The following is an 18,884-nucleotide window of genomic DNA, read 5'->3' as shown; positions in this document are numbered from 1 at the left end:
GCCGCCAGACCGTCCGCCAGACTCAACTGACCCAAAACACGATCCGCCATCCCGAATCTCCCTGCTCCAACCTTCACCACAGAATCACCGTTCGGCTTCTGTGCAAAGGTCTCACAAGGGGAGAAGGGGAAGGCGCCACCTCTCAAACCGACGCGGTCAGGCCGCCGTCGACATAAAGCGTGTGGCCATTGACGAAGGACGATGCATCCGACGCCAGGAAGACTGCGGCGCCGATCAGTTCATCGACATTGCCCCAGCGCCCGGCCGGCGTGCGCTTCTCCAGCCAGGCGGAGAATTCCGGATTGTCGACCAGCGCCTGGTTCATCTCGGTGCGGAAATAGCCGGGCGCGATGGCATTGATCTGCAGGCCGTGTTTCGCCCAGTCGGCGCACATGCCCCTGGTCAGGTTCCTGATCGCGCCCTTGGTCGCCGTGTAGGGCGCGATGCCGGTTCTGGCGAGCTCGCTTTGCACCGAACCGATGTTGATGATCTTGCCTTTGCCGCGCGGAATCATGTGCCGGGCCACCGCCTTGCCGGCGTGGAAGGCGCCCGAGACATTGGTCTTGAACAGGCGCTCCCACTGCTCCTCGGGAAAATCCTCGAGCGGCGCGCGGAACTGCACGCCGGCATTGTTGACGAGGATGTCGATGGCGCCGATCTCGGCCTCGATCCGGGCAATGTCTTCATCGACCGCATGAAAATCGGTCACGTCGAAGATCGAGGCATGCGCCTTGAAGCCGGCGTCGCCCAGCCTTGCCACCGCACCAGCGACCTTGCCCGGATCGCGGCCGTTCAGCACCACGCTCGCGCCATGCTCGGCAAGGCCCCGCGCCAGGGCAAAGCCGATTCCCTGGCCGGAACCGGTGATCAGCACCAGCCGTCCGTCGAGGCTGAAGAGGGATTTCACCATCAGACTGTCTTTTGTTTGACAATGATCTTATCCGAACCGACGGTCAGCGCCGCTTTCGCCGGCGCGGACCTTCGGTTCGGGATCATGGTCCTATTCGTTGCGCCTGAAATTGCGTAGCCGGTCGAACAGGACCGCCATCAGAATAGCGCCGCCAATAAAGGTACCTTGCCAGAACGCATTGATGCCGAGCAGGCCGAGACTGTTGCGGATCACCTCGATCAGCGCTGCGCCGACGACGGCGCCAAAGGCCGTACCCATGCCGCCCGCCAAATTGGCGCCGCCGATGACGGTGGCGGCGATAACCTGAAGCTCCATGCCGTTGCCGAGATTGGTGGTGACGGCGCCCAGCCAGCCGGTCTGGATGATGCCGGCAACGCCCGCTGCCAGCGCCGAGATCATGTAGACCGCGACCTTGATCTGGCGCACCGGAACGCCGGTCAGCGTCGCCGCATGCTCGTTGCCACCGATGGCGAAGATGTGCCGGCCGAATTTCGTCCAGCGCAGCACGAAGCCGGTGATCAGCGCCAGCAAGATGGTGTAGAGCACCGGATTGGCGATGCCGAACACCCAGGCGCCGCCGCCCAACGCCAGAAGCTTGTCGTGATCGGGCCCGAACTGGAAGACGACGGTGTTGTTGGAGGCGACCATGGCCAGGCTGCGGGCGATCGACAGCATTCCGAGCGTCACCACGAAGGGCGGAAAGCCGAGATAGGCGATCAAAATGCCGTTGAAGGCGCCGATAATCAGCGCTGTCGCGATCGCAGCGGCGATGCCGACCTCGATGCCGTAGCCGGCATGCATGGTGACGGCCAGCACCATCGAGCACAGGCAAAGTACCGAGCCGACCGACAGGTCGATGCCGCCGGTGATGATGACGAACGTCATTCCGAGCGCCACAATGGCGACGAAAGTGACGTTGCGGGTGATGTTGTAGAGGTTCTTCGTCGTGGCGAAGGAATCCGTGGCCACGGACAGGAACAGACAGGCGAGGATGACCGCGATCACCACCCAGAAGGTCTGGCTGGCAAACACCCTGCTCAGCAAAGTGTGCTGTTTCTGCGCGATCGTCTGGTCAAGAGTTACTGCCATCGTCGACCTTTATTTGCTTGCGTGGTGGAACCCGCTGACATCAAACCTGTTCGATGGCGCCGGTAATGAGCCCGGTGACTTCCTCGGGCGAACTCGACGCGATCGTCTTGTCGGCGACCTTGCGGCCGCGCCGCATGACGATGACGCGATCGGCAACATCAAAGACGTCTGGCATGCGGTGACTGATCAGCACGACCGCAATGCCCTGGTCGCGCAGATGGCGGATCAGGTTCAGCACCTCGGCGACCTGCCGGACCGAGATCGCCGCCGTCGGCTCGTCCATCAGCACGATCTTGGCTTGCGAAAGCATGGTGCGGGCGATCGCCACCGCTTGCCGCTGGCCGCCCGACATCTGCTTGACCAGGTCGCGCGGGCGGGTCTCGGATTTCAGCTCGGCAAAGATCTGGCCGGCGCGCTTGTACATCGCGGCGTAGTCGAGGATGCGAAACGGGCCGATGCCGCGGCGCAGCTCGCGTCCGAGATAAACATTGGCGGCGGCCGTCAGATTGTTGCACAGCGCGAGATCCTGATGGACGATCTCGATGCCGTGCTGGCGCGCCTCCACCGGCTTGTGCAGGATCAGATCCTTGCCGTCCATCTGCATCGTGCCATGGCTCGGGGGGAAATTGCCGGCGATCATCTTGACCAGCGTCGACTTGCCGGCGCCGTTGTCGCCCATCAGGCCGACCACCTGTCCGGCCTCGATCGAGAGCGAAACGTCGTTGACAGCCTGGATGGCGCCGAAATGTTTCGAGATATTGGTGAGTTCGAGAACCGACACCAGACTGCTTCCTCCCCGTGCTTTCGGCCGGCGGTTCTGCCGCGGCCCTCGCTCTTTTCCGGCCCCTCCCGGAAACAGCGCTTTCGCCCATTTACGCACATGCCCCCTTGGCGTCAACAGCGGCTTCTTTCGAAAAATCCGTTTTGTAGGACAAATAGCAATTGACGTTCGTCGCAAGCCGATATTAGCTAAGCGCCGGAGGAGATTATGCCGATCTCCTGTTCCGGCTCGCCGGGCGGAGTAGGCGGAGGTTTATCGGTCGAGGATCTGGCAGCGTCCGTATCGCGCTGGTCTGCTACCGCATCTGGAAATGCTTATCGGCCCGGCTTGGCGACACGAGCGCTCGCGAAACGAACCTCTGTCATCGCTTGACCCGGGCTGGTCTGTGTGGCGGGCACGCCGTGTCCGTCTGTTTCAAGGGAGGACTGACATGAGGAAATCACTATTGCTCGCCGCCGTCGCCGTCATGGCGTTGGGTGCCGGGCCGGCTTTGGCCAAGAAACAGCTCGTCATCGTGGTGAAGGGGCTCGACAATCCGTTCTTCGAGGCCATCAACCAGGGTTGCCAGAAATGGAACAAGGAAAATGCCAGCTCGGAGTATGAGTGCTTCTACACCGGCCCGGCATCGACCTCGGACGAGGCCGGCGAAGCCCAGATCGTTCAGGACATGCTGAGCAAGCCCGATACAGTGGCGATGGCCATTTCGCCGTCCAACGCGCCGCTGATCGCGCAGACGATCAAAAGCGCCAATCCGTCGATCCCGATCATGACGCTCGACGCCGACCTCAGCAAGGAAGATGCGGGGCTGCGCAAGACCTATCTCGGCACCGACAACTACCTGATGGGATACAAGATCGGCGAGTACATCAAGAAGGGCAAGCCGGATGGCGGCAAGATCTGCACCATCCAAGGCAATCCGGCGGCCGACAACATCCTGCGCCGCGCCCAAGGCATGCGCGACGCGCTTACAGGCCAGAAGGATCTCCCGGCGCTCGCCGGCGAGGGCGGCTGGACCGAAGTTGCCGGCTGCCCGGTGTTCACCAATGACGACGGCGCCAAGGGCGTGCAGGCGATGACCGATATCCTCGCCGCCAATCCCGATCTCGACGCCTTCGGCATCATGGGCGGCTGGCCGCTGTTCGGCGCGCCGCAGCCCTATCGCGACCTGTTCAAGCCGATGGCCGACAAGATCGCCAAGAACGAGTTCGTCATCGGCGCCGCCGATACGATCGGTGATGAAGTGGCCATTGCCAAGGAGGGTCTGGTGACCGCGCTGGTCGGCCAACGGCCGTTCGAGATGGGCTACAAGGCGCCCTCGGTGATGATCGACCTGGTCGAAGGCAAGCCCGTCGCCGATCCAGTCTTCACCGGTCTCGACGAGTGCACCAAAGATACGGTCGACACCTGCATCCAGAAGTAGGTTCGCAGTTTTCGGGGCGTCCGATCGACGGGCGCCCCGTCACGCCGGTTCATGAAACGTGCGAGGCGACATTGCCGGGGCGAACCGCTCCTGCTTTGCCGCGCCTTGAGTTCAGCCTGCACCGGGGGAACGTGGATGCCGGACGCAAGACCGAAAAAGCGACTTACCACGGTCAAGGAACGGGCCAAGATCAAGGCACGGGCCGCCCGTCCGGTCGGCGCTCGCCGTGCCGACGCGGCGCTGATCCCCGGATCGAGCGTGCATGCGTCGCTGGCCAACGAGATCGGTCTTCGGATCGTGCGCGGCGACTATCCGCCGGGAACCATCCTGCCCAACGAAGCTAAATGGTCGGAGACCTTCGACGTCAGCCGCTCGGCCGTGCGCGAGGCGATCAAGATGCTGATGGCCAAGAGCCTGCTCGCCTCACGCCCGAAGATCGGCAGCTGGGTCGAGCCGAAGGAGCGCTGGAATCTACTCGATCGCGACGTGCTCGCCTGGTACGCGACGGCGCCCGATCGCGAAATGTTCCTGCGCACGGTGCAGGAGTTTCGTCACATCATCGAGCCGGAAGCCAGCGCCTTTGCCGCGATCCGGCGTAGCGACGAACAGATGGCCGAGATCAGCCAGGCCTGCCGGGAGATGGGGGAGGCGGCGACGCTGCCGGAACGCACCCGCGCGGATACCCGTTTTCATCTGGCCATCCTGCGTGCCTCGGGCAACGATCTCCTGGTGCCGCTCGGCGTGCTGATCGAATCGGCGCTCGACCACCTCTTCGTTTTCGTCACGCGCGAAACCAGCGACCAGCCTCGGGCGCAGGCGCTGCATGAGGCCATCGAGAAGAACATCCGTCTCCAGCGGCCGGCTGCAGCCCGCACGGCAGTGCACAGACTACTCGCCAACACTGACGACGTTATCGGACGGTCACGGCGGTAATTCATCCAGCAAGGCTGGCGCCGTCTGCCCCTGCCTTACGTTGGCGATTGGCGAAAGCCGAAGTGACGTCCAATCTCCCCCCCCCTTGCGGGGGAGATCGGCCGCTTCGCCGACCGCGCCTACTCCGGAATGAGGGTGCCCGGCAGGCAGCCGAGGGGGCAGCGCCAGCCTTGACCAAACACTAAGGTCGGTCACCTCAAATCTTCTACTACTTGCCGTCCTTGCTCGGTGTCAGGTCGACGCCGTTGATCTTGCCGATATGCGTTGCCAGCATCGGCACATATTGATCGGCGGGCCCGGCGGCGAAGGCGCCGGCGAAGGCGTTCTTCGTGGCATTGCCGAGCGGGTTGGCGATGCCGGCAGCACCCGCCATCGATTCGAGATAGGTGAGGTCCTTGAAGGCGTTGGCGATGGTGAATTTGTGCGCGTCGCGGTCGCCTTCGAGCGTCCAGCGCATGAAGGTCTGGTAGAAGCCGCAATCCATGCGGCCGTTGCGGATGACGCTGTCGAAGCGCGGCGGCGAGATGCCGACCTTCTGCGCCAGCGCCAGCGCCTCGGAATAGATCGCCGCATAGCCCAGCGAGATGAAATTGTTGAGCAGCTTCATGCGGTGGCCATCGCCGGTGTCGCCGATATGGACGATGCGGCCAGCCCAGGTGTCGAGCACCGGCTTCAGCCGGGCAAAGACCGCGTCGGACGCACCGACCATGGCGTCGAGCGTGCCCTCCCACGCCTCCTTCGGCGTGCGGCTGAGCGGGGCATCGACATAGTCGACGCCGAGCGCCTTGAGTTCGGCGGCAAGCGCTACGGTCGAGGTCGGATCCGAGGTGGAGCAATCGACGACCATCGAGCCCTTTTTCAGGCCCTCCTTGAGGCCGCCGGGTCCGCGGATGATGGCTTCGACCTCGCGCGAGCCGGTGACGCAGATGAAGACGATATCGGATGCCGCTGCGACATCGCGCGAGGTCGCCGCTTCCTTCGCGCCACGGCCGAGCAGGTCGTCCGCCGGAGCGCGGTTTTTGCGGCCGAGAAACGTCAGGGCATAGCCCTTGTCGACGATGTTCTTGGCGATCCCGTGTCCCATCAGGCCAAGCCCGATGAAGCCGATCTTTTCGCTCGCGGCAGTCGTATTCATGTCGTGTCGTCCTGTGTTGCTGGTATCGATGACGGTGCTGCGCTTTGGCAGGCGAATTGTTGAAGCGGGTTTTTGCCGCAGGCGATGGTCGGCGATTGCGGAATGCCATATTGTCTGACAATACACATGAATCCTACGGAATGTGGAGAGCAAAAATGACCAAGCGGATCATGTTCACCGGCGGCAGCGGCAAGGCCGGGCGTCATGTCGTGCAGTATCTGGTCGAGCAGGGCTGCCAGGTGCTCAACATCGATACCAAGCCGCTCGACAATCCCAAGGTGCGCACGCTGATCACCGACATCACCGACAGCGGGCAGGTGTTCAATGCACTGTCCAGCTATATGGGCCTGCACGAGTTCGACCCGTCGCTGCGCGCGCAGCCGGTCGATGCCGTGGTGCATTTCGCGGCGATCCCGCGCATCATGATCACGCCCGATAACGAGGTGTTCCGCATCAACGCGCTTGGCACCTACAATGTCATCGAGGCGGCGGTGAAGCTCGGCATCCGCAAGGTGGTGATCGCTTCCAGCGAGACAACTTACGGCCTGGTCTTTGCCAACGAGCCGCGCGACCCGACGCATTTCCCGCTCGACGAGGACTATGATGTCGATCCGATGGACAGCTATGCGCTGTCCAAGATCGTCAACGAGAAGACGGCGCGTGCCTTCGCGCTGCGCAGCGGCATCGACATCTACGCTTTGCGCATCGGCAACGTCATCGAACCGCACGAATATTCGCTGTTTCCGAAATGGTTCGCCGATCCGGGTTTCCGCAAGCGGATCGCCTGGAGCTACATCGACGCGCGCGATCTCGGCCAGATCACGTTGCGCGCTATCGAGAAGGACGGGCTCGGCTATCAGGTGTTCAACGCCGCCAACGACGACACTTCGTCCGACCTGCCGACGGCCGAACTGCTGAGGCGGTTTTATCCTGACGTGCCGGTTAAGGGCGAACTTGGCGAATACGAGACGCTGCTCTCCAACCGCAAAGCGCGGGACGTGCTCGGGTTTCGTCCTGAGCATAGCTGGCGGAAATACGTCAAGACGGCCTGACAGGGCGTCGATCCTGGCTGATCTGTGCACGGCGGCCGGGTTTCCAACCCGGGGTCTTTCCCGTGCTTGACAGTCTTCGGAATCCGGACTTTGTGAGCACATGCGGGACGGCAAGCCGAATAAGGGAAAAACACCGGCCAAGGCGGCGTCCGCCGAGCGCCCGACCGCCGTTCGCCGTGCGGATGCGGCGCGCATGCCTGGATCGAGCGTGCATGCGTCGCTGGCCAATGAGATTGGTCTGAGGATCGTGCGCGGCGACTATCCGCCGGGAACCATCCTGCCCAACGAAGCCAAGTGGTCGGAGACCTTCGACGTCAGCCGCTCGGCGGTGCGCGAAGCGATCAAGATGCTGATGGCCAAGAGCCTGCTGGCCTCGCGCCCCAAGATCGGCAGCTGGGTCGAGCCGAAAGAGCGCTGGAACCTGCTCGATCGCGACGTGCTCGCCTGGTACGCGACATCGCCCGACCGCGAGGTGTTCCTGAAAACGGTGCAGGAGTTCCGCCACATCATCGAGCCGGAAGCGACCGCCTTTGCCGCGATGCGGCGCACGGACGAGCAGATGGCCGAGATCAGCCAGGCCTGCCGGGAGATGCGGGAGGCGACGACGCTGCAGGAGCGCACCCGCGCCGATACGCGTTTTCATCTGGCCATCCTGCGTGCCTCGGGCAACGATCTCCTGGTGCCGCTCGGCGTTCTGATCGAATCGGCTTTCGATCATCTGTTCGCCTATACGACGCGGGAGCTGGACGATTTGCAGCATGCGCAGAAGCTGCACGAGGCGATCGAGAAGAGCATCCGCCTGCAGCGGCCGGATGCGGCGCGCAACGCGGTCCGCAAGCTGTTGGCCAACACCGACGGCGTCATCAAGTCGCGCTGACAAAGCGCGTCGGATGTCGCGCCCGCGAAGTTTCCTGCCGGCGCCTTAGTCTTCTCGCGGACGCCCAAACGCTGCGCGTAGTTCGTCCTTGGCGTCCTCCAGCACTTTCTTCTGCTTGGCCGGCAGGTTCTTACCGGCACGGTTGATGTAGAAATTCAGCATCGACATGGCGGACTGGAACGGCTCGGCCTTGCGCCGATCGCTGTGCTCGGCCGATCGCTTGAGCGAGGCCGCGATCTTCTTGGGGTCGTGGGATTCGAAGACATGTTCCTCGAGGTCCAGCGCATCGCTGTGCTCGTTCACCTCGGCCGACCATTTCCTTTTCGCGGTCATGACAACCTCCTTCCATCGGTGAGTTAATGGAAAACTCCGGGACGGCGGCCACTGTTCCATTTCAGCTTAAATCCCTGGAGCCACGGATTGCGTGATGTGGCGCTGCACGGCGCCACGAATGTGCCGATAGTGGTGTTGAACCGGTCGATTTTGCAGAACCGCGGAGAGGAAACGCCTTGATCACAACCGTCTCTAGCCAGGCAAGCAGCCCCGGCATCGACAGCGCCTATGCCTGGATGCGGCTCGGCATCTCGATGCTGCTGTCGACGATCGGCGGTGTCGGCATGTGGGCAGTGGTCGTGGTCCTCCCCGCCATGCAGGCGGAATTCGGCGTCGATCGCGCCGCCGCGTCGATGCCCTATACCGCGACCATGGTCGGCTTCGCCGTCGGCAATGTTGCGATCGGTCGCGCCATCGACCGCATGGGCTACTGGATACCGGCGCTCATTGCCTCGGTGGCGCTCGGTGCCGGTTTCCTGCTGGCGTCGCTGACCACCTCGGTGCTGCAGTTCACCCTTGTCCAGGGTGTTTTGATCGGCGTCGGCACCTCGGCGATCTTCGGGCCGTTGATCGCCGACATCTCGCACTGGTTCAACCGCCGGCGCGGCGTCGCGGTGTCGGCTGCCGCTGCCGGCAGCTATCTCGCCGGGGCGATCTGGCCGATGGTTATGCCCTATATCATGCAGAGCGAAGGCTGGCGTTTCACCTATGCCGCGATCGGTGTCGTCTGCCTCGTGACCATGGTGCCGCTGATCCTGCTGCTCAGGCGCGGCGCACCACGCGCCGCCATTTCCGGTTCACCCGGCAGCCGGCCCGTCCAGCCGATATCGCTGTCGCCGGCAGCCCTGCAGGTGCTGCTCGTCGTCGCCGGCCTTAGCTGCTGCGTGGCGATGTCGATGCCTCAGGTCCATATCGTCGCCTATTGCATGGACCTCGGCTATGGCGTTGCGCGGGGCGCCGACATGCTGTCGATCATGATGGCGGCGGGCGTCGTCAGCCGGCTGGCGTCCGGCTTCCTTGCCGATCGCATCGGCGGCGTGAAAACCCTGCTGATCGGCTCGGTGCTGCAAGCCTTGTCGTTGTTGCTCTACATCCCCTTCGACGGGCTCGCCTCGCTTTACGTCGTCTCGCTGGTCTTCGGCCTGTCGCAAGGCGGAATCGTGCCTTGCTATGCCATCATCGTGCGGGAATACATGCCGGCCCGAGAGGCCGGCCAGCGCGTAGGCATCGTCATCATGGCGACGATCTTCGGCATGGCGATCGGCGGCTGGATGTCGGGCTGGATTTACGATCTGACCGGTTCCTATGCCGCCGCGTTCCTCAACGGCATTGCCTGGAACCTGCTGAACATAGTGGCCATGGTGCTGCTGTTGTGGAAGGCGCGGCGCAGCGCCGCCGCGATGGCCTGAAGCGGAGAACGGACCCGAGACTTGCCGCGCCTGGCGAAGGCAGAGCCGGCGAGCAAGGCATACAAAAAACCCCGCCTCAAGGACGGGTTGCTGGCGCAAATCAGCACCATGCCCAAATATCTAGCATATCTGCCGTCATTTAGCAACGGATCGCGAGTTTGGGTTGGTGTCTCAGTTCGAATTTCGCCCACCATTGCAGACGTCGGCTGTGCCTACTAGCGATGCACGCTGTAATGTTGATTTTAAGTTGGCAACTGGACGGCTCAGATGACTGCCGCAGGCGATGTGATTGCTTGGCTTCTCGATTCCGACCCAGCGATCCGCTGGCAGGTGATGCGCGACCTCCTCGATACTCCGGTACCGGAGTGGGCGGCTGAACGGGCCAAGATCGAAACCATTGGCTGGGGAGCCAAGCTTCTGGCTTGCCAAGATGAGGACGGGCAATGGGCGGCAGGCTCTTTTGTCCCGCGCGGTTTCAAACCTCAAGACTGGGAAAAGTTCGGCCAGCCTTGGACGGCAACAACCTTCTCGCTCTCGCAGCTTCGCGAGTTTGGTTTCGACCCATCGTCGGATCGTGCGAAGCGGATCGTCGAGCTGGTTGGCCTCAACTCGCGCTGGGATGAGGGTGGCCAGCCCTATTGGGAGGGGGAAGTTGAAGAGTGCATCAACGGGCGAACTGTTGCTGATGGTGCATATTTTGGAGCCGATATTTCATCCATTGTTGTTCGGCTGCTTGGCGAGCGTCTCGATGACGGCGGTTGGAATTGCGAGAGGGCCAATGGTTCGATCCGCTCGTCGTTCCACACCACGATCAATGTGCTGGAAGGGCTGTTGGAGTATGAGAAGGCGACCGGCGGCACATCCGAATCCAGAGAAGCTCGCCAATCTGGAGAGTCGTTCCTTTTGGAGCGTAGCCTCTTCCGACGTCTAAGCTCGGGAAACCCTGCGGACGATCAGTTTCTGTGTCTCCATCACCCCAACCGCTGGCATTACGACATACTGCGTGCGCTGGACTATTTCCGTTCCGCGTCCATGCTTACTGGTGCCGAACCTGATCCGCCGCTTGCCGACGCCATCGCCCGCCTCCGCTCCAAGTGCCTGGCAGATGGCACTTGGCCCCTCGACTGGACTCCTAAAGGGCAGGTATGGTTCGAGGTCGACGCCGGCCCGGGCAAGCCGTCCAAGTGGGTGACCCTCCGTGCAATGCGGGTGCTCAAATGGTGGAAGCAGCGCGCATAAAATCGTTCAGTGGAGGACTGCCGTCCACTCAACGGCGAGGTAGAACGCTCGGAGACTGTACGGAGGCCAGATGCTTTGGCCGGCTTGGGTTGCGCCATCGACCTTCATGGAGCTTCCCAAACCTGCCGTTCCCGCTACGACCTGATGCTACCCCGAGTGGAAGCTTGCTGATTAATCGATAGCAGTCCGCAATCGGTGGTAGCAAGACATGGCCGGCGGCTCCTGTGACGCTGCTGCCGGTCCACGTTCCTGCTTGACTTACACATATCTCGTCGGTTATTGGTTCATCAATAGCCAATGAGTTATCGATCGCGATGCCGCAGCCCCACGAAATCCTTTTCAGAACGCTTGCCGATCCGACGCGACGGGCCATCTTCGAGCGGCTGTGTCGCGATGGAGACCAGACGGTCGTGGCCCTGACGGCTCGGGCCGGGGTCTCGCAACCGGCCGTGTCAAAGCATCTTGGGGTGCTGAAGCAGGCCGGGCTGGTGCGCGACCGCCACGAAGGCCGCAACACGCACTATAGCGCGGAGCTCGGCGCCTTGGCCCCGCTGATCGACTGGACAAACCAAATGACCGGGTTCTGGAAAAGCCGGTTCGACGACCTCGAGGATCTGCTCAAAAGGATGGACCAATGACCAATACTGCGACCGAAACGCGCTCCGTCGTTGTCGAACGGGAGGTCGCTTTTCCGCCGGAAAAGATTTGGCGCGCGCTCACGCAATCGCACCTGATCGAGGAGTGGCTGATGAAGAACGATTTCAAGCCAGATGAGGGTCACCGTTTCAATCTTAGCGCGGACTGGGGGGCGGTCGACTGTCAGGTCCAGGCAGTCGAGCCCAACAAGTCGCTGTCCTACAGCTGGGATACCAAGGATCTCAAAAGTGTCGTCACGTGGACGCTCACCCCTACGAGCACAGGGACCCATCTGCGCATGGAGCAGATGGGTTTCCGGCCGGATCAGCAACAGTACTACCAGGGCGCAAAATACGGCTGGCAGCGGTTCTTTGCGAACCTGGAGCAGGTCCTGGCGCGGATAGAGTGAGGCGCGCCGGCACCAACAGGCATCTGCGAAGAACGCAATGGCCAACAAGACGTCCATCAAATCAAACAAGGTTGCAAGGCCAAGCGGGTCGCCCGATCCGCTTCGGCTCGTCTTCAGGGGAGGTCCTCATGAACTGGATTCGGCAATTCCACCGCTGGCTGTCGATCATTTTTACGGCGGTCGTCGCCGCCATCTTCATCACGTTGGGCGTAGGTGTGGAGCCCGCCTACTGGGTATACCTGATGCCGCTGATCCCGCTCGCCTTGCTCATGCTCAGCGGTCTGTACTTGTTCGCGTTGCCCTATGCCGACAGGTGGCGCAGCAGCAGACGACGCACGGCATAGAGGCGATGGACGAGAAGACACCTGCAAATCCACCCACAGCCGAAATTCAAACTGAGACCTACGCGAGTTCGATCAGCAGTCCTGGCCCGTTCGCTTGACAATGGGGTAAGGCTGCGCGACGCCAGGCGGCAGCCATAATCTCTGGCAAGCATGGGTTGGCATGGCGACAGTGGCAAAGACGCTGAATAGCATTTCGCGGCCGCGCTTCGGCGAAGGTGCGACGTTCGGGGCAAGGCTGTGACCAAACCGCGCTCGCGCCGCGGCGGCGGCCGTCCGACCATCGCCGACGTCGCGCGCAAGGCCGGTGTCGGCGCCATCACTGTATCGCGCGCCCTGCGTGAGCCGGAGCGTGTCTCGGAAGATTTGCGCCGCCAGATCCAGGCGGCCGTCGATGAGCTCGGCTATTTGCCCGACCCGAATGCGCGAGCGCTGGCTTCGGCGCGCGCCGAAGTCTTTGGCGTGCTGGTGCCGTCGCTCACCAACAGCGTCTTTGCCGAAGTGCTGCGCGGCATCTATGACAGCCTGTCCGACAGCTCCTACCGCATCCAGCTCGGCAACACCCATTATTCCGGCCTCGAGGAGGAACGGCTGCTGCAGGTTTTCGGCCCGCAGCGCCCCGCGGCGCTGATCGTGGCGGGCATCGACCAGACGCCAATTTCGCGAAGACTGCTCGAGACGGCGGGCTGCCCGGTGGTGCAGGTCATGGAGACCGGCCCTGATCCGGTCGACATGATGGTCGGCTTCTCGCATTTCGACGGCGGCAAGGCGGCGACGGAGCACATGATCGAAATGGGCTATCGCCGCATCGGCTTCATCGGCGCGCGCATGGACCCGCGCTCGCAGCGGCGTCTGGCCGGCTATCGCGCGGCGATGGAGGCGGCCGGTTTGTTCGACGCGCGGCTGGTCACCACCACGCCGGTGCCGTCCAGCGTGACGCTCGGGCGCGAACTGTTTCGCGACGCGTTGGCCAAGGTGCCGACGCTCGACGCGGTTTTCTGCAACAATGACGATATCGCGCTCGGCGTGCTGTTCGAGTGCCATCGCGCCTCGATCGCGGTGCCGAAGACGATCGGCATCACAGGCTTCAACGATCTCGACATGATGGAAGTGGCTTTTCCATCCGTCACCAGCGTCCGGACGCCTCGCTACGAGATCGGCCGGCGGTCGGTCGCCATGGCGCTGGCGGCGATTGCAGGCAGGCGGCCGCAAGAGCCGGTCGTCGACCTCGGCTTCGAGCTCAAGCGCCGCGAGAGCACGGCCCGCTGAAAGCGCTTTGCAGGCGTTGCGAAATGCCGCTTTACACTACGTCATGGTAGCGCTACCGTCCGCCTCTGGGCGAAACTCGCGGCAAAGACCGAAGTTTGTTTATTATATATAAGCGACAGCTCATCCTTGTTTATTATGTATAATATGATAGTTTTTACTTCGGTTGCCGTGCGGCAAGGGAGGAGATCGGGTCGGCATTCGGCCACCTGAAACAGCGCGACGGGCAAGGCGGGAGGTGCCGGGCCAAACGCGCGAGACGCGTAAGAACAATCAGAAACTGCAACTGGGAGGAATATCGATGATCAAGTCACTCGTTGGTGGCATCGTTGCCGCCACTGCATTCGTCATGCTGAGTTCGTCGGCGCTCGCCGAACCCGAAATCGTCACGGGCCCGTCCGCCGAGCCGGACTGCTTTGCGCCATGGGCCGCCGATACGCAGTTCTTCAAATTTCCTAAAAAGGAAGGCCCATACCGCATTGCGCTCGCCAATGGCTACATCGCCAACACCTGGCGCATCCAGATGGTGCAGACGGCGAAGGCCTATGCGGCGCAGCCGGAGGTCGCCGCCAAACTGAAAGAATTCAAAGTCGTCTCGACCGGCGAAGACGTGCCGGCGCAGATTTCGGCGATCAACAACTTCATCGATTCCGGCTATGACGCGATCGTCGTCAACGCGCAGAATCCGACGGCTTTCGGACCGGTTATCAAGCGCGCCAAGGAAGCCGGCGTCGTGCTGGTCGCTTTCGACAATATTCTCGACACCAAGGACGCCATCAACGTCAATGTCGACCAGAAAGGCCTTGGCGAGTTGTGGGCCAACTGGCTGATCAAGCATATTCCCAATGGTGGCAAGATCCTCGAGGTGCGCGGCGTTGCCGGCACGTCGGTCGACACCGACCGCCACAATGGCATCCACGAGGTCCTCGATGCTTCAGGCAAGAAGTGGGAGGTCACCGAAGTCGTCGGCAAATGGGATGATGGCGTGGCGCAAAAGGCCTCGGCCGACGCGATCGCCACTAACGGTCCCTTCGACGGCGTCACCGGGCAGGGCGGCGACACCGGCATCGTCCAGGCGATGATGGATGCCAAGCATCCGTTCGTGCCGTTCGGCGGCGAAACGGAGAATGGCTTCCGCAAATTCTGCGCCAAGTTTGCCGCAGACGGGCTGAAATGCTCGTCGGCCGGAACCGGGCCCGCCCAGGTGGCGGTCGCCATCAAGACGGCGATCGCAGCGCTCGAAGGCCAGGTCATCCCGCAAGCGGTGAAGCTGCCGCTGGCGATCGTCGAGGATCCGAACTTCAAGGAAGGCCAAGACTATTTCCCCGACCAGTCCGACAATTTCTTCGTCGGAAATTCCTTCCCGACCTGCGGCATCAATTTCACCGCGCAGGAAATCATGGGCCAGAGCAAGGAAAACCAATAGAGTGATCGCTCGGCGCCTCGGGATAATCCCGCGGCGCCGGTCCCGAAAAACAAGCGCCTTGGGAGGGGCCGATGGACGGTGCGGTTCCGCTCTTCCGCATGGAGGGCATATCCAAGCGCTATGGCGGTGTGCGGGCGCTGGAAAAGGCCAAGCTTTCGGTCACGTCGGGCAGCATCCACGCCATCCTCGGCGAAAACGGCGCCGGCAAATCGACGCTGATCAAGGTCATGGCCGGCGTCGTCGCGCCTGACGAAGGCCGCATGATGCTGGACGGAAGCGAGGTGACCTTCGCGTCGCCGGCCGCTGCCAACCAGGCCGGCATCGTCTGCATCTTCCAGGAACTGTCGCTCGTCCCCGAACTCAGCGTCGCCGATAACATCGTTATTTCCGATCCGCCCAAGCGCTTCGGCATGATCGACCGCAAGGCGCAGCGCCGCATCGCGGAGGAGGCGCTGGCGCGCGCGGGCGCCGCCGACATCCACCCGCTGGCGTTGGTCAAGGACCTTCCTCTTTCAAGAAGGCAGATAGTCGAGATCGCCAAAGCACTTGCCAGGAAGCCTCGCATCCTGATCCTCGACGAGGCTACCTCGGCGCTCACCGCGGCCGACGTCGCCAAGATATTCGGCGTCTTGAAGCGGCTGCGCTCGGAAGGGCTGGCGCTGCTCTACATCTCGCATCGGATGAACGAGATCGCCGAGCTGGCCGACCAGTGCACGGTGTTCCGCAACGGCCGCAATGTCGCCAGCTACGCTGCAGGCACGAAGAGCGACAACGAAGTCGTCGAGCTGATGATCGGCCGCGAATACAGCCACATCTTCCCACCAAAACCGGTGCGCGCGCCGGCCACCGCCGCTCCGGTGCTGGAGGCGCGAAAACTGTCCTGGACCGACCGGTTGGACAATATCTCGCTGTCGGTCGGGGCAGGCGAGGTCGTCGGTCTCGGCGGTCTCGACGGCCAGGGTCAGCGCGAATTGCTGCTCGCCTTCTTCGGCGTGCTTCGCGGCCTCAGCGGCCAGATATTGATCGATGGCAGACCGGCGACCATCGCCAGCCCGGCCGCGGCGCGCGATGACCGGATCGGCATGGCGCTGATCCCGGAGGATCGCAAGACGGAAGGCCTGATGCTGCCGATGACGGTACGCGAAAACCTCTCCTTCGCAGCGCTCGACCGGCTTTCCAGGGCGGGCATCATCGACCGTGCCGCCGAGCAGCGGCTGATCGACGACATGGTCGCTCTGCTGGCGATCAAGACGGCAGGCCTCGATATTCCAGTCGGCGCGCTGTCCGGCGGCAACCAGCAGAAGGTCGTCATCGCCAAATGGCTGATGCGGCAGCCGCGCATCATCCTGCTCAACGACCCGACGCGGGGCATCGATGTCGGCACCAAGCAGGAGCTCTATCAGCTGATGCGCAAGCTCGCCGACCAAGGTGCGGCGATCCTGTTTTACTCCACCGACTATGACGAGCTGATCGGCTGCTGCGACCGGGTGCTGGTGCTCTATGACGGGGCGGTCAAGCGCGAGCTGGTCGGCGCCGAGATCACCGAGCGGGCGCTGATCGCCAGCGCACTCAACATCCATGGCGAAGAGATGGCTGTCAGAGGCATGGCGAAGACGCCAGCCCGAGGCATGGCGAAAACGCCAGCCCGAGGAGCGGACGCGTGAAGGACTGGCGTTACTGGCTTGCCGAACAACGCGGAACGCTGCTGGCGTTCGGCATCTTCATCGTGATGTTCACGATCTACACCTCGAACCATCCGGCGGGCTTTACCGCCAATGTCGTGCAGACGGCCTCGAACAAGGGCGTGCTGCTCGCCTTCGTCGCCATGGCGCAGACGCTGGTGGTGATCACCGCCGGCATCGACCTTTCCGTCGGCATGATCTTTCTGCTGACCAACTGCCTGGCCTCATGGCTGGTCATCGGCACCGGCGTCGAAACCGCCTTCGGCGTCGTCGCGGTGCTCGGCGCCGGGCTGCTGTGCGGGGCGATCAACGGCGCCATCGTCATCTACGGACGGCTGCAGCCGATCGTCACCACCATCGCCACCGGTGCGGTCTATTTCGGCATCGCGCTGCTGCTGAGACCGTTCCCGGGCGGTTCGGTCAACGAGGATCTTGCCGACGCGCTGACTGGGCGGCTGTTCGGTGTGGTGCCAGCGAGCCTGGTGGTGCTGCTGGCCGTTGTGCTCGTGGTCTGGGTGCCGTTCAGCCGCTCGGTGCTCGGCCGTGCCGCATATGCGGCCGGATCGTCGGAGATGGCGGCCTACATGTCCGGCGTGCCGATCCGCCGCGGGAAATTCGCTGCCTATGCGCTGGCCGGCCTGCTGGCCGCGATCGGCGGGCTGTTCCTGACCTTCTTCACCTATACGGGCGAGGCGGCCTATGCCAGCGGCAATGCCTATACGCTGTTTTCCATCGCCGCCGTGGTGCTTGGCGGCGTTTCATTGTTCGGCGGCAAGGGCAGCGCAATCGGCGCCATTTTTGGCGCGCTCGCCTTCCGCACCATCGGCGACCTGCTCTTCGTCTTCGATTTCGATCCGCTGTGGCAGCCGCTGTTCCAGGGCGTCATCCTGCTGATCGCGGTCAGCCTCGGCGCCTTCGCCTTGTTCAGGGTCCGCAACCGCCTGGAGTGGTTCCTGTGAGCGAAACGATAACAGGCGGCATCGCCGGGCGCATGCCGAAATTCATCCGCCGCGCCGATCCGGCGGTGCTGACCGCCTTTGCCTGCATCGTGCTGCTGCTGTTTGTCGGCAGTCTTTATTCGCGCAGCTTCCTGTCGCCGGACTATCTGCTGCAGCAGCTCAAGGTGGCCTCGTTTCTCGGCGTCATTGCCACCGGCATGATGCTGGTCATCCTGCTCGGCCAGATCGACCTGTCGGTACCGTGGTCGGTGGCGGCAGGTGCGATGATGGCCTGCGCGGCGGCCGCCTACGGCCCGGTCGGCGTGGCGCTGGCGATCCCGTTCGGCATCTTCTGCGGTGTCGCGATCGGCGTCGTCAACGGCATCGGCGTCGCTTATCTGCGCATTCCCTCGATGATCATCACGCTCGCCACCAATGCCGTCGCGCAAGGGCTGATGGTGGTCTATACGGGCGGCTTCTCGCCGCAGGATTCGGCGACCCGGGCGATGCGCTATCTGGCGACCGGCTTTGCCATTCCCGGAGTGCCCAACGCCGTCATCATCTGGGCGCTGATCGGTGCTGCGATGGTTTTCGTGCTGACCCGCACCGGCTTCGGCCGAACGGTCTACGGCATCGGCAATCGCGAACGCGCCGCCTATCTCTCCGGCATCGATACGCGGCGCGTGGTGCTGATCGCCTTCGCCGCGTCCGGCGGCCTCTCGGCTTTCGGCGGCGTGCTTCTGGCCGGCTATGCCTCCAAGGCGGCACAGTCGATGGGCGATGCCTATCTCCTGCCGTCGATAGCAGCGGTCGTGCTTGGCGGCACCTCGATCCTCGGCGGCCGCGGCTCCTATCTCGGCACGGTCGCCGGCGTGATCCTGATCACGCTTTTGCAATCCATTCTTTCGGTCATGCAGATGCCGGAGGCGGGGCGGCAGATCATCTACGGCGTCGTCATCGTCGCCATGCTCCTGCTTTACGGCCGCGCGCCGGCCAGCCGCTGACCGC

At 63.0% G+C, this 18,884-nt stretch carries 19 protein-coding genes; 14 read left to right on the top strand and 5 right to left on the bottom strand.

Annotated elements, in window-relative coordinates:
* Positions 1-142 precede the first annotated feature (142 nt).
* From EOC93_RS18570 to EOC93_RS18560, 3 genes are all read right to left on the bottom strand, one after another.
* Positions 143-910: an SDR family oxidoreductase gene (locus tag EOC93_RS18570; protein WP_095482942.1), complete on the bottom strand. Its 768-nt coding sequence runs from the start codon at positions 908-910 to the stop codon at positions 143-145.
* Positions 911-1,000: 90 nt separating this feature from the next.
* Positions 1,001-1,999, bottom strand: coding sequence for an ABC transporter permease (locus tag EOC93_RS18565; protein ID WP_126105818.1), 999 nt, complete (start codon positions 1,997-1,999; stop codon positions 1,001-1,003).
* A gap of 40 nt (positions 2,000-2,039) precedes the next feature.
* Positions 2,040-2,780 carry an ATP-binding cassette domain-containing protein gene (locus tag EOC93_RS18560; RefSeq protein WP_095482940.1) on the bottom strand — a complete coding sequence of 247 codons (741 nt, stop codon included), beginning with the start codon at positions 2,778-2,780 and terminating at the stop codon, positions 2,040-2,042.
* A gap of 430 nt (positions 2,781-3,210) precedes the next feature.
* On the opposite strand from EOC93_RS18560, the gene EOC93_RS18555 reads away from it, so the two are divergent.
* The gene (locus tag EOC93_RS18555; RefSeq protein ID WP_095482939.1) at positions 3,211-4,200 is read left to right on the top strand and encodes a sugar-binding protein; all 990 of its coding nucleotides are present in this window, start codon (positions 3,211-3,213) and stop codon (positions 4,198-4,200) included.
* 135 nt (positions 4,201-4,335) lie between these two features.
* A complete protein-coding gene (locus tag EOC93_RS18550) occupies positions 4,336-5,133 on the top strand; it encodes a FadR/GntR family transcriptional regulator (RefSeq protein ID WP_095482938.1) in 798 nt (265 codons plus the stop codon).
* Between the two features lie 208 nt (positions 5,134-5,341).
* Here EOC93_RS18550 and EOC93_RS18545 read toward each other — a convergent pair whose 3' ends face one another.
* Positions 5,342-6,268: an NAD(P)-dependent oxidoreductase gene (locus EOC93_RS18545; protein ID WP_095482937.1), complete on the bottom strand. Its 927-nt coding sequence runs from the start codon at positions 6,266-6,268 to the stop codon at positions 5,342-5,344.
* Positions 6,269-6,423: 155 nt separating this feature from the next.
* Here EOC93_RS18545 and EOC93_RS18540 point away from each other — a divergent pair, with 155 nt between their 5' ends.
* Entirely contained in the window at positions 6,424-7,320 is an 897-nt protein-coding gene (locus EOC93_RS18540) for an NAD(P)-dependent oxidoreductase (protein WP_095482936.1), read from the top strand.
* A gap of 100 nt (positions 7,321-7,420) precedes the next feature.
* Positions 7,421-8,197 carry a FadR/GntR family transcriptional regulator gene (locus EOC93_RS18535; protein ID WP_095482935.1) on the top strand — a complete coding sequence of 259 codons (777 nt, stop codon included), beginning with the start codon at positions 7,421-7,423 and terminating at the stop codon, positions 8,195-8,197.
* A gap of 45 nt (positions 8,198-8,242) precedes the next feature.
* On the opposite strand, the gene EOC93_RS18530 is transcribed toward EOC93_RS18535, so the two are convergent.
* Positions 8,243-8,530 (bottom strand): DUF3175 domain-containing protein, encoded by a 288-nt coding sequence (locus tag EOC93_RS18530; protein WP_095482934.1) that lies wholly within the window; start codon positions 8,528-8,530, stop codon positions 8,243-8,245.
* 236 nt (positions 8,531-8,766) lie between these two features.
* Between EOC93_RS18530 and EOC93_RS18525 the strand changes: the two genes are divergently transcribed.
* The 10 genes from EOC93_RS18525 (at position 8,767) to EOC93_RS18480 (ending at position 18,880) form a co-directional block, all read left to right on the top strand.
* A complete protein-coding gene (locus tag EOC93_RS18525) occupies positions 8,767-9,939 on the top strand; it encodes an MFS transporter (RefSeq protein ID WP_095482950.1) in 1,173 nt (390 codons plus the stop codon).
* 267 nt (positions 9,940-10,206) lie between these two features.
* Complete coding sequence (locus tag EOC93_RS18520) at positions 10,207-11,178, top strand: squalene cyclase (protein WP_127205348.1); 972 nt, start codon at positions 10,207-10,209, stop codon at positions 11,176-11,178.
* 314 nt (positions 11,179-11,492) lie between these two features.
* Entirely contained in the window at positions 11,493-11,816 is a 324-nt protein-coding gene (locus tag EOC93_RS18515; RefSeq protein WP_095482933.1) for a metalloregulator ArsR/SmtB family transcription factor, read from the top strand.
* Positions 11,813-12,223, top strand: a complete 411-nt coding sequence (locus tag EOC93_RS18510) for an SRPBCC domain-containing protein (protein ID WP_095482932.1) — start codon at positions 11,813-11,815, stop codon at positions 12,221-12,223. The genes EOC93_RS18515 and EOC93_RS18510 overlap by 4 nt, the downstream gene beginning before the upstream one ends.
* 128 nt (positions 12,224-12,351) lie before the next feature.
* Positions 12,352-12,567, top strand: coding sequence for a hypothetical protein (locus EOC93_RS18505; RefSeq protein ID WP_095482931.1), 216 nt, complete (start codon positions 12,352-12,354; stop codon positions 12,565-12,567).
* A gap of 237 nt (positions 12,568-12,804) precedes the next feature.
* The gene (locus EOC93_RS18500; RefSeq protein ID WP_095482930.1) at positions 12,805-13,833 is read left to right on the top strand and encodes a LacI family DNA-binding transcriptional regulator; all 1,029 of its coding nucleotides are present in this window, start codon (positions 12,805-12,807) and stop codon (positions 13,831-13,833) included.
* 298 nt (positions 13,834-14,131) lie between these two features.
* Positions 14,132-15,256: a sugar ABC transporter substrate-binding protein gene (locus EOC93_RS18495; RefSeq protein ID WP_095482929.1), complete on the top strand. Its 1,125-nt coding sequence runs from the start codon at positions 14,132-14,134 to the stop codon at positions 15,254-15,256.
* A 71-nt stretch (positions 15,257-15,327) separates the two neighbouring features.
* Positions 15,328-16,920, top strand: a complete 1,593-nt coding sequence (locus EOC93_RS18490) for a sugar ABC transporter ATP-binding protein (protein ID WP_245329740.1) — start codon at positions 15,328-15,330, stop codon at positions 16,918-16,920.
* The gene (locus tag EOC93_RS18485; protein WP_127205347.1) at positions 16,917-17,897 is read left to right on the top strand and encodes an ABC transporter permease; all 981 of its coding nucleotides are present in this window, start codon (positions 16,917-16,919) and stop codon (positions 17,895-17,897) included. The genes EOC93_RS18490 and EOC93_RS18485 overlap by 4 nt, the downstream gene beginning before the upstream one ends.
* Positions 17,894-18,880, top strand: a complete 987-nt coding sequence (locus tag EOC93_RS18480; protein ID WP_127205346.1) for an ABC transporter permease — start codon at positions 17,894-17,896, stop codon at positions 18,878-18,880. Before EOC93_RS18485 ends, EOC93_RS18480 begins: the two co-directional genes overlap by 4 nt.
* The last annotated feature ends 4 nt before the right edge of the window (positions 18,881-18,884 follow it).

Source organism: Mesorhizobium sp. M6A.T.Ce.TU.002.03.1.1 (assembly GCF_003997275.1).
Lineage (GTDB): Bacteria > Pseudomonadota > Alphaproteobacteria > Rhizobiales > Rhizobiaceae > Mesorhizobium > Mesorhizobium mediterraneum.
The sequence above is the reverse complement of the archived record's forward strand: the minus strand, read 5'-3'. Positions and strand labels throughout refer to the sequence as shown.